We start from the raw sequence: 9,629 nt of genomic DNA, 5'->3' as shown, positions 1-9,629 counted from the left end.
TACGGAATCTTACTCTTTTTTTGAAGTTTCCTTCGTTGTTTGGAGTGATGCAAAGGTAGAAAAAACTACTATACAGTGCAAATAAAACGACTATTTAATTGCAAAGGACCTTCTTGTCCTTTCATTTATAGGGAATTAATTTTTACAAATCAGGAAATATAATCGCGATCTTCATTGCTCAATGTTGATTTGGAGCTCGATATTTCGTCCATATCTGATGTAGTAGAGGGATTGACCTGAATCACTTCGGTCTTTCTTTTCCTTGGTCGTAATAGAATAGCACCAATAATGATCCCAATAAAGAGGGTGATGGCTATAATAGAGGAAAGCGCAAAAATATGCTTGCCAAAAAACCAGAACTCCACAGGAGCAGTATTCTGCATAAAAAAAATCGTAATAATGACGACTAAGATTAAAAGTATGATCGTTTTGAAATTCATTTTGCGCTTTATTTTTTGTCAAAAATAATCATTGTAGGCGATACTTTATATGCTTGATTAAGAAAGCTATTACAGAGTGATCATTTAAGCCGCTAAAATTTAAACTTTATTGATTTTTCATGATGTTCTATCTTTCCATATGTTGAACAAGTAACGTGAAGCGAAGTAGGTCAGAAAGGAGCAGATTAGATTTGCCACTACAGCGAGCAATGAATAATGGCTAAAGCCTTCCATTTGTCCAGTATCTAAACTTTGTCCAACACCTTCCTTGTAATACGTAAGCGGAAATCCTATAGTAGTTAAACCATCATAAGCCATTCCATTATGATAGGAAAGCCAGCTCAGTAAGCCGAAGATCAACAGGGTCCCTAAGAAGTAATGCCATATTTTCATTGTTTACCATCATTGATTTATCTGAAATAACGTCTCAATATGAAACTGGATGAATTCTTCTTTCAGCGCCCATACTTCGTTGAAAGTAACAAATTAATCTTAAACAATGAAGGAGATCGATCTCTAATTTTCTGGGAAATGCTCATATTGATGGGATAAACCAAAAAAACATCAACTAGTTTCCATATTCGGTATCGTCAAAGTTTTTTGCAGCAATCGTACCGAAACTGTATTGTTCCAATAATTCCTCTTGTGTAATTGCTCGACGATTAACAAGGACTCTTTGTTTTAAGCTTTGGAAGTGCTGATCGATCAACTGTTTTATTTATCAATTGCTGCTTCAAATATATGATTATAATTACTTTTATTCTCTTAGGAAATCATTATGTAACTACGAAAAATAGCCTCTTTTTTAAGAGGCTATTTTCAAACATGTAGACCTGATACAGGTCTGTATTGGCAATTATTTCGCATCAATATCGACCGTATTGAGTCGCAAAGAGTTTAAAATGACGGATACTGAACTTAGACTCATCGCTGCTGCGGCGAGCATCGGCGATAACAATATACCAAAAGTAGGGTATAGGATACCGGCTGCAATAGGAATACCTAAGACATTGTACAAAAAGGCGAAGAGTAGGTTTTGCTTGATATTGCTCACCAATTTGTGGCTCAGTATTTTTGCTTTGACCACACCTAGTAAATCTCCTTTTAGTAAGGTCACCTCAGCGCTTTCGATGGCTACATCTGTACCTGTACCCATGGCAATACCGATATCGGCTTGCGCCAAAGCGGGTGCATCATTGATCCCGTCACCGGTCATGGCTACGACTTTATTTTCTTGCTGTAGCTTTTTGATTTCCATTAATTTATCCTGTGGCAGTGCTTGCGCTTTAAAGTGTTTAATACCCAGCTCATCGGCTACTGCTTTGGCTGTTTTTGCATTATCACCGGTTAACATAATCACGTCAACACCATGATCCATCAAATAATGGATGGCTTGTTTTGCGGTATCTTTGATTTTATCAGCGATCACTAAATACCCTAACAGTGTCGTACCTTGAGCCAAATAGGAAACGGTACGGCCTTTTTGCTGCTCGACGGCAACTTGTTCTTTGACTGCACCGGTGATCGTGATGCCATCATCTGCTAATAAGGATTCATTTCCCAATAACACTTTTTGATTGGCGATATAACCGATCACACCTTTGCCATTGATGGTGTCAAAACGATCGGTATCCTGGAATGTTAATGATGACTCTTTAGCTTTCTTGACTACAGCTTCTGCTAATGGGTGGGAGCTATTTGCATTGACAGAAGCGGCTAGTATCAATAGTTCTTCAGTAGTGTGGCTGGAGGTACTGAATATCTGTTCCAGACTTGGTCTTCCTTCGGTTATGGTTCCTGTTTTGTCGGTCACCAAGACATTGACTTTATCTAGTTTTTCAAGTGCTTCTGCATTTTTGATGAGAATACCATTTTTAGCACCTTTACCTATACCTACCATCACTGACATCGGGGTTGCCAGACCTAATGCACATGGACATGCAACGATGAGTACGGCTAATGCATTGGCCAATGCGAAAGCAAGTTTGGATTCGACGCCATAAATCATCCAAGCGGCAAACGTTAATATGGCAATAGCGATCACAACGGGGACAAAAATACGGGATACACGATCTGTCAGTTTTTGAATGGGCGCTTTACTACGGCTTGCACTGTTGACCATTTCAATTATTTGTGCCAATAAGGTGTCGTCACCTACGCGGTTGGCTTTCATCAAGAAGGTTTGGTTCCCATTAATGGTTCCTGCACTCACGTTGTCGCCTTCTTTTTTGTCTACCGGAACGGGTTCTCCTGTTAACATGGATTCGTCAATGGTGCTATAACCCGATGTAATTGCTCCATCTACTGGGATTTTCTCTCCTGGTTTAACGCGTAATAGTTGATTCAACTGAATGTCGGCGACGGAAATTTTCTTCTCCACACCGTTTTCAACCAAATTTGCTTCCGCAGGCGATAGTTTGATCAGTTCTTTAATGGCTGAATTTGTTTTGGAATGAGCTTTTGCTTCCATCATCTGTCCCAATAGGACTAGGGTCAGGATAACAGCGACAGATTCAAAATATAGGGCAACTTGCCCATGATGTCCGAGAAGCTCATCTGGAAAGAGCGATGGAAAACATAGGGCAACGACACTGTATAAAAAACCTGCTCCTGCTCCTAGACCGATCAAGCTGAACATATTCAAATTCCAGGTTTTGAAGGATGTCCAAGCGCGCTCAAAGAACATCCATGCGGCATAAAAGACAACAGGAATAGTTAAAAATAGCTGAACCCAACCTGACATCTTTGGTGTAATGATCTGACCAATCGGGTTGCCTGGGATCATTTCACCCATGGACAGTATAAATAAGGGTACCGTAAATAAGATGGCAATCCAAAGTTTTTTCCTCAGATCTTGATAGGTATGATCTACCTCCTCTGCAGCGGCATTGGCGACTAGATCCATACCACAGATGGGACATGATCCGGGTTTGTCGCTTTCGACTTCTGGATGCATCGGACAACTGTAGGTGACTGCCGCCTTCTTTTCAGGGATTTTTTCTAAATTCATTCCACATACGGGACATGATCCGGGCTTATCATACAGTTTGTCACCTTCACACATCATAGGGCAATAGTATTTTCCGGCCGACTGGGCTGTAACCTTTGGTTTGTCTACTTTTTCATGTGTTGAACAGCAGGAGGCTTGTGTATGACTATGCCCCTCTGTCTGATCTGCCAAGGACTCAACAGGAACGAGAAACATACCGCAGACTGGACAGGAGCCAGGTGCATCGTATGTATGATCATGTCCTTCGCAATACATGGGACAGATATACTTACCCGAAGCTGCTGTAGATGTTGCTGCTATTGGATTGTCCTGTTTTTTTGACGAACAGCAGGAAGCTTTGGGTACTTCAACTTGATTTGCTGCCTGATCTGCCAAGGACTCAACAGGAACGAGAAACATACCACAGACCGGACAGGAGCCAGGCGCATCGTATGTATGATCATGTCCTTCGCAATACATGGGACAGATATACTTACCCGAAGCTGCTGTAGATGTTGCTGTTACTGGATTGTCTTGTTTTTTTGACGAACAGCAGGAAGCTTTGGGTATTTCAACTTGATTTGCTGCCTGATCTACCAAGGACTCAACAGCAACGAGAAACATGCCACAGACCGGACAGGAGCCAGCCGCATCGTATGTATGATCATGTCCTTCGCAATACATGGGACAGATATACTTGCCAGAAGGTGAAACTGCTGCTTTGGTTATCGTTTGATATTCTTTTCTATGTTCTGTTGAATTAGATTCGTTATTTTCAATTACTGTTTCCCTGATTTTATAATCACCAATCTCGGATAGTGTATCATTCAATTGTTCGATATCAATAGCCTGTTCGCTATCAATGATCACTTCGGCAGGATCTAATGTAACGATCGCTTTGATCCCAGGTATTTGATTGAGTTTATCCGATACATGGGTGCGGCACCCATTGCAAGTCATGCCTGATATTTGATATTTTTGATTCATAATCTGCTTTAAATTAACTTAAACAAATATCCCTGTTTGGATAAAAATTTATACTGTAACATTTGAGGTTTAAATTACAAGATTTTATCTGAAGTGTAAGCGCGCTTAAAAAGGATGATCAACAACCGTAAAAACAACAAAGTATAGGTAACTTTGTTTGTAATTGAAAATTGTCAATGGATACAAATCATAATCAAGATAAACGGGAAAGTACAGGACGTACTTCTCATATATTAAATACGTCGGCCAATTTAATCGGAATTTGTTTTTTAGTCTTAACGACAATAAAAAAGATGAAATTAACAGAGGAGAGCTTAATTGATGAGTGTGCTGCCCTTGCGATCTTTATATTTATGGCAAGCTGTATCATCTCTTTTATTGCGATGAAAAGAGGTCATTTGCGGGAAGTTAAAAGATTGGAAAATATTGCAGATATTATCTTTTTAACGGGCCTGTTTGTACTATTTATAACTTCTTTATTATTGATCTTTAACTTGATCGAGTAGCGTCAACTGCAAGGGGTAGAGCTGATCCGATTTTGCCTTGATGGCGATAATCAATAATAAATACACTGAAGCGTCTCTGGAGTTCAATACTACACTTCTGTTCTATTACTATATTTTAATACTTTAAATCGCTTAAAAAGCGCCTTAAATAAAAAGATATGTTCAGCAATGGATCTTAACGTGAGGGAGTGATTTTTGATGCGGAAAGGAGATATAAACAGTATAATACAAAAAGTTTATATACTGTTTATAATGCATTGCCTAATAATATTTTATGCAAATAGCATAACTTCAGGATGTTTTAAGATGTTTTTGATCAAGGGTTTAGCATCGCCATCAATGACTGCCTTATAGTGGGGTTCAGGAATGAAAAGTTTGAAGGTTTTTTTCTCAATTTTTACGACAAAAATGACCCCATGAACAATTTGTTTATCGTCGATCACCATTGAAAACTCATCAACTGGCTGATTAGCAAGTTTGTTCTTTTCAACTAACTTTAAAAGTTTTTCCATAGTCAAAACTACATATTCTCGTCAATATATTAAGTACATATTGACGAGAATATCATTAATTTTTAGCAATTAGATCTCTTAGAGCTACTGATGCGATGGCGCCTCCAAAGGCAGCTGGGAGATAAGACATGGTGCCATAAGCCGATTTCTTATAATTGCTTCCATCCGTATATAATAGAGATGCTTTATCTGGCAATTCTGTTGAAAATACCGCTTTGAAGCCACTTCGTATACCATGCTTATATAGTTTTTTGCGAATATGGTGGGCAAGTTTACAATTATACGTTTCTCCGATATCGGCGATTTCTATTTTGGTGGGATCCATTTTACCTCCGGCACCCATTGAACTTACAAAGCGAACTTTTCTTTCTAAGGCCTGACGGATGAAAAACAATTTTGGCGTAATGCTATCGATGGCTTCTACGGCATAATCTGGCTTGAGATCTAATAGATCGGAAATTTTTTCGGGAAGAACAAAATCCTCGATAATGGTTAAATCCAATTCTGGATTGATAGCCAACAAGCGATCGCGCATGATCTGCGCTTTGGACATACCATGATTTGTTGCCAGTGCAGGCAATTGTCTATTTCTATTGGATGGATCAACCGTATCACCATCAATGATGGTCATTTTGCCAACTCCGCCACGACAGATAAATTCTGCTGCAAATGAACCTACACCACCCAGTCCTAAAACCATGACGTGAGAATTTGCCAATTTTTCTAAAGCTTCACGTCCCACTAATGCTTCTGTGCGTGATAGCCATGATAAGTCTTTCATATTTTATCCAAATACAAGTTGATAGTTATTAAATACAGTATTCTTTAGTTCTTCTAAAGATATTTTTTTTAACTGCGCCAGATAGGCATACAAGGTCCTAATATCTAGCGTTGCATCGTCTGTCTCTAAAAACAGCTGATCTAGGGGTGCAGATGCGAGTGCTTCATCGTGCTTACCAGTCAATATGGAAGCTCCGAACGAAAGGTAATATCCTTTTTTTAATAATTGCTCTGCAAGTTGTTTATTCTTGTTAAATCCATGAAAGATACTCTTGCCCGCAAATTGCTCTTCTTTTAGTATATATTGTACTTCCTCAAAAGCACGTACACAATGAATAATCAATGGTTTAGCATATTCTTTGGCTAGCCTAACTTGCTTTTGAAATACGTCTTGTTGCACCTGCATGGGGACAGGAATTATTTTATCGATACCACATTCACCGACTGCTAAGATTTCCTGGTCTTGGAGTAGTTCTTCCAGGAGCGGTAAACCTTTAAATGGATCTTCTGCTGCGATATGCCAAGGATGTAATCCTGCGGTGAGGGGTGAAAAAAAACTATGATCTTGATCACTGTTAAGCATATTGTTGTATACACAAAAGAGATCTGCCTCTGGCGGGCGGTGCTGATGGGTATGAATGTCAATATAGAGCTGTGCCATAATCAGGCGCAAATTTGAGAAAAAAAAATGAAGATTGATAATTTTATCCTACTAAAGGTGTAGATATTTATTGGATATGGGTATCAAGTACTTTCAACATGCCATTTGCTTTTAATAAGCATTCCTGATATTCATCCTCTGCATTGGCCTGAATAGTAATGGCACCACCGGTTTGAAAGGATAAATACTTGTTTTGGGCATTATATAAAATGGTCCTAATGACGACATTGAAATCAAAATTACCATTTGGGTCAAAATAACCGATAGATCCGGCATATAGTGAACGTCGATTTGCTTCGACTTGATCGCAGATCTGCATTGCTGCTATTTTAGGTGCTCCGGTCATGGAACCTGCTGGAAAAGTATTTTTAATGACTTCGATATCTGATACATCGGGGCTGATCTCACAGGTGATTGTTGAAATCATCTGATGGACCAGTTTGAATGTGTGGATTTCAAATAGATGGTCTGCTTTAACTGATTTTGGAACTGCGCTTCTTGTTAAATCATTACGAACGAGATCGACGATCATCACATTTTCAGCAATTTCTTTTTTAGAGTTCAACATGCGATTTATGATCTGCTGATCTTCTTCATCTGTAGATCCGCGCTTTGCTGTTCCTTTTATGGGTTGAGAGATCAGTTGCCTACCGCGTTTGGCAAGAAATCTTTCTGGTGAAGCGGACAGGATATATTTGTCCTGAAATTTAAAAAAAGCGGCAAAAGGTGTAGGGGAGATTCGATTTAGTTTTTCAAATGCTGCCAAAGGATTTAGATCGACCTGCTCTGCATAGAATTCCTGACAAAGGTTGACCTCGTAAATATCTCCTCGTTGGATATGATCCTGCATCTTGCTAAATGCTGTAAGGTATTCTTCCTTGGTCCATCTGGTCTGTACCTGACCACTAAAACCGACCGCTTCGTTTTTTATTTCAAGGGCTAGAATGGCTCGAAATATTTCATCAGGCTTTTCGGCACTGATCGATACTGTATTTCCGATGATCTTAATCGTAATAGCCGGAATGAAAAAATATGCAAGTGGAAAGTCCAGCCGATCGACGTGATGGGTTTGGAGTTGCTCAATTTCATTTTTCAGATCGTATGAAAGAAAACCTGGTATATAAGTATGGGGATGATCCGAAATGAATTGTTGAACCTCAGCGAGGCTATGCTGATGGGTAGAGGTGTACTGCTCAGTGGCTTGAACAGCAATTAAACAGTCAAATGCACTCCATTGATCCGTCTGTTCGTTAGAATGGAGATAGGCTACTTCATCAAATTGCGCTGCCCATTGCAGCGCTTTTTGATGAAAATTATACTTTGAATCTATAACAAAATTGTCTTCGACCCGCATTAACTATTTAGTCAATTTTAATGTTTGTTTACGATCTGGTCCTACTGATAAGAACGTGATAGGCACTTCTAATGCTTTCTCTAGATACGTAATGTAGTTTTGCAATGCTGTTGGGATTTCGCTCTCTTGCGTAATTCCTGTTAAATCTTGATTCCATCCATCGATTTCTTCTAAAATAGGCTCAGCCTCGTTTGTGATGATTTCGTATGGCATATAATCAATTACTTTGCCTTCATGTCTGTAGTGTGTACACACTTGGATTTTTTCAAATGTATCCAATACATCGGCTTTCATCATGATCAATTCGGTCACACCGTTTAACATGATAGCATATTTTAATGCAGGAATATCAATCCAACCTGTACGACGTGCACGACCTGTAGTGGCACCAAATTCATGCCCTAATTGACGTAAATTTTCACCTACTTGATCATGTAACTCTGTTGGGAATGGACCTCCACCTACACGTGTTGCATAAGCTTTGAAGATACCATATACTGCACCAATTTTATTTGGAGCGATACCTAGACCTGTACATGCACCTGCAGTAGTTGTATTGGATGATGTTACGAATGGATATGATCCAAAATCAACATCTAACAAAGTACCTTGAGCGCCTTCAGCTAATACTTTTTTGCCATCCTTCAAGTATTGATTTACTAAATGCTCAGAATCAACATGTGGAATTGTTTTAATGAATTCGATCGCCGCTAAGAAAGCTTCTTCTTTTTCAGAAAAATCAGGGATTTCACCGTAATGTGCTAAAATAGAAAGGTGTTTTTCTCTCAGTTTCTCATAGCGTTCTTTGAAATCTGCTAATGTAGTATCACCCACACGTAGGCCATTGCGACCTGTTTTATCCATATAGGTAGGACCGATACCTTTTAATGTCGAACCAATTTTGCCTTCACCCATTTTAGATTCTGAAGCAGCATCTAATAATTGGTGTGTAGGGAGGATTAAATGCGCTTTGCGAGCTAACACTAAATTTCCTTTTCCTACTGGATCAAATCCAGCAGTTTTCAAATTGTCTAGTTCTCTCTTTAAAATAATCGGGTCGATAACAACACCATTTCCGATTAGGTTAAGAATTCCTTCATTGAAGATACCCGAAGGGATCGTGTTTAAAACGAATTTTTTGTTATCAAACTCCAATGTGTGTCCGGCGTTAGGGCCGCCTTGGAAACGAGCAATTAAATCGTATTGTGGACAAAATACATCAACGATTTTACCTTTACCTTCGTCTCCCCATTGTAAGCCCAAAAGCACATCAACTTGCATAGCTTTTAAAGTATTGTGATTAAGAATTTATGTTAATTTTTTTGAATTATCTAAAAACAAAATGTTCAGAAAAATGAGCAAATCATTTTCTGAACAAATGTACTATTATATTTTACCAA

At 38.9% G+C, this 9,629-nt stretch carries 9 protein-coding genes; 1 reads left to right on the top strand and 8 read right to left on the bottom strand.

The features are described from left to right. Positions 1–149: 149 nt before the first annotated feature. The 3 genes from B3P23_RS11140 to B3P23_RS11130 all read right to left on the bottom strand — a co-directional run bounded on the left by B3P23_RS11140 (position 150) and on the right by B3P23_RS11130 (position 4,416). Positions 150–440: a DUF1049 domain-containing protein gene (locus tag B3P23_RS11140; RefSeq protein WP_045756449.1), complete on the bottom strand. Its 291-nt coding sequence runs from the start codon at positions 438–440 to the stop codon at positions 150–152. A gap of 117 nt (positions 441–557) precedes the next feature. Next, positions 558–833: a hypothetical protein gene (locus B3P23_RS11135; protein ID WP_293925907.1), complete on the bottom strand. Its 276-nt coding sequence runs from the start codon at positions 831–833 to the stop codon at positions 558–560. 463 nt (positions 834–1,296) lie between these two features. Continuing rightward, the gene (locus tag B3P23_RS11130; protein ID WP_293925904.1) at positions 1,297–4,416 is read right to left on the bottom strand and encodes a heavy metal translocating P-type ATPase; all 3,120 of its coding nucleotides are present in this window, start codon (positions 4,414–4,416) and stop codon (positions 1,297–1,299) included. 176 nt (positions 4,417–4,592) lie between these two features. Between B3P23_RS11130 and B3P23_RS11125 the strand changes: the two genes are divergently transcribed. After that, entirely contained in the window at positions 4,593–4,922 is a 330-nt protein-coding gene (locus B3P23_RS11125) for a hypothetical protein (protein ID WP_293925902.1), read from the top strand. Between the two features lie 272 nt (positions 4,923–5,194). On the opposite strand, the gene B3P23_RS11120 is transcribed toward B3P23_RS11125, so the two are convergent. The 5 genes from B3P23_RS11120 to B3P23_RS11100 all read right to left on the bottom strand — a co-directional run bounded on the left by B3P23_RS11120 (position 5,195) and on the right by B3P23_RS11100 (position 9,510). Beyond that, complete coding sequence (locus tag B3P23_RS11120) at positions 5,195–5,434, bottom strand: hypothetical protein (RefSeq protein WP_045756454.1); 240 nt, start codon at positions 5,432–5,434, stop codon at positions 5,195–5,197. Positions 5,435–5,489: 55 nt separating this feature from the next. Next, complete coding sequence (locus B3P23_RS11115) at positions 5,490–6,215, bottom strand: tRNA threonylcarbamoyladenosine dehydratase (protein WP_094772126.1); 726 nt, start codon at positions 6,213–6,215, stop codon at positions 5,490–5,492. Positions 6,216–6,218: 3 nt separating this feature from the next. After that, on the bottom strand, positions 6,219–6,875 hold the full coding sequence (locus tag B3P23_RS11110) for a TatD family hydrolase (protein ID WP_293925899.1): 657 nt from the start codon (positions 6,873–6,875) through the stop codon (positions 6,219–6,221). Between the two features lie 67 nt (positions 6,876–6,942). Next, a complete protein-coding gene (pabB, locus tag B3P23_RS11105; protein WP_293925897.1) occupies positions 6,943–8,229 on the bottom strand; it encodes an aminodeoxychorismate synthase component I in 1,287 nt (428 codons plus the stop codon). A 3-nt stretch (positions 8,230–8,232) separates the two neighbouring features. After that, the gene (locus tag B3P23_RS11100; protein ID WP_248753694.1) at positions 8,233–9,510 is read right to left on the bottom strand and encodes an adenylosuccinate synthase; all 1,278 of its coding nucleotides are present in this window, start codon (positions 9,508–9,510) and stop codon (positions 8,233–8,235) included. Positions 9,511–9,629 lie beyond the last annotated feature (119 nt).

The sequence above is a fragment of the Sphingobacterium sp. UBA6320 genome (genome assembly GCF_002440335.1).
Classification (GTDB): Bacteria; Bacteroidota; Bacteroidia; order Sphingobacteriales; family Sphingobacteriaceae; genus Sphingobacterium.
The sequence above is the reverse complement of the archived record's forward strand: the minus strand, read 5'-3'. Positions and strand labels throughout refer to the sequence as shown.

What these genes read in the sequence shown, in the direction of transcription:
- B3P23_RS11140 (WP_045756449.1), bottom strand. Translation starts at nt 440, where the DNA reads ATGAATTTCAAAACGATCATACTTTTAATCTTAGTCGTCATTATTACG.
- B3P23_RS11135 (WP_293925907.1), bottom strand. Translation starts at nt 833, where the DNA reads ATGAAAATATGGCATTACTTCTTAGGGACCCTGTTGATCTTCGGCTTA.
- B3P23_RS11130 (WP_293925904.1), bottom strand. Translation starts at nt 4,416, where the DNA reads ATGAATCAAAAATATCAAATATCAGGCATGACTTGCAATGGGTGCCGC.
- B3P23_RS11125 (WP_293925902.1), top strand. Translation starts at nt 4,593, where the DNA reads ATGGATACAAATCATAATCAAGATAAACGGGAAAGTACAGGACGTACT.
- B3P23_RS11120 (WP_045756454.1), bottom strand. Translation starts at nt 5,434, where the DNA reads ATGGAAAAACTTTTAAAGTTAGTTGAAAAGAACAAACTTGCTAATCAG.
- B3P23_RS11115 (WP_094772126.1), bottom strand. Translation starts at nt 6,215, where the DNA reads ATGAAAGACTTATCATGGCTATCACGCACAGAAGCATTAGTGGGACGT.
- B3P23_RS11110 (WP_293925899.1), bottom strand. Translation starts at nt 6,875, where the DNA reads ATGGCACAGCTCTATATTGACATTCATACCCATCAGCACCGCCCGCCA.
- pabB (WP_293925897.1), bottom strand. Translation starts at nt 8,229, where the DNA reads ATGCGGGTCGAAGACAATTTTGTTATAGATTCAAAGTATAATTTTCAT.
- B3P23_RS11100 (WP_248753694.1), bottom strand. Translation starts at nt 9,510, where the DNA reads ATGCAAGTTGATGTGCTTTTGGGCTTACAATGGGGAGACGAAGGTAAA.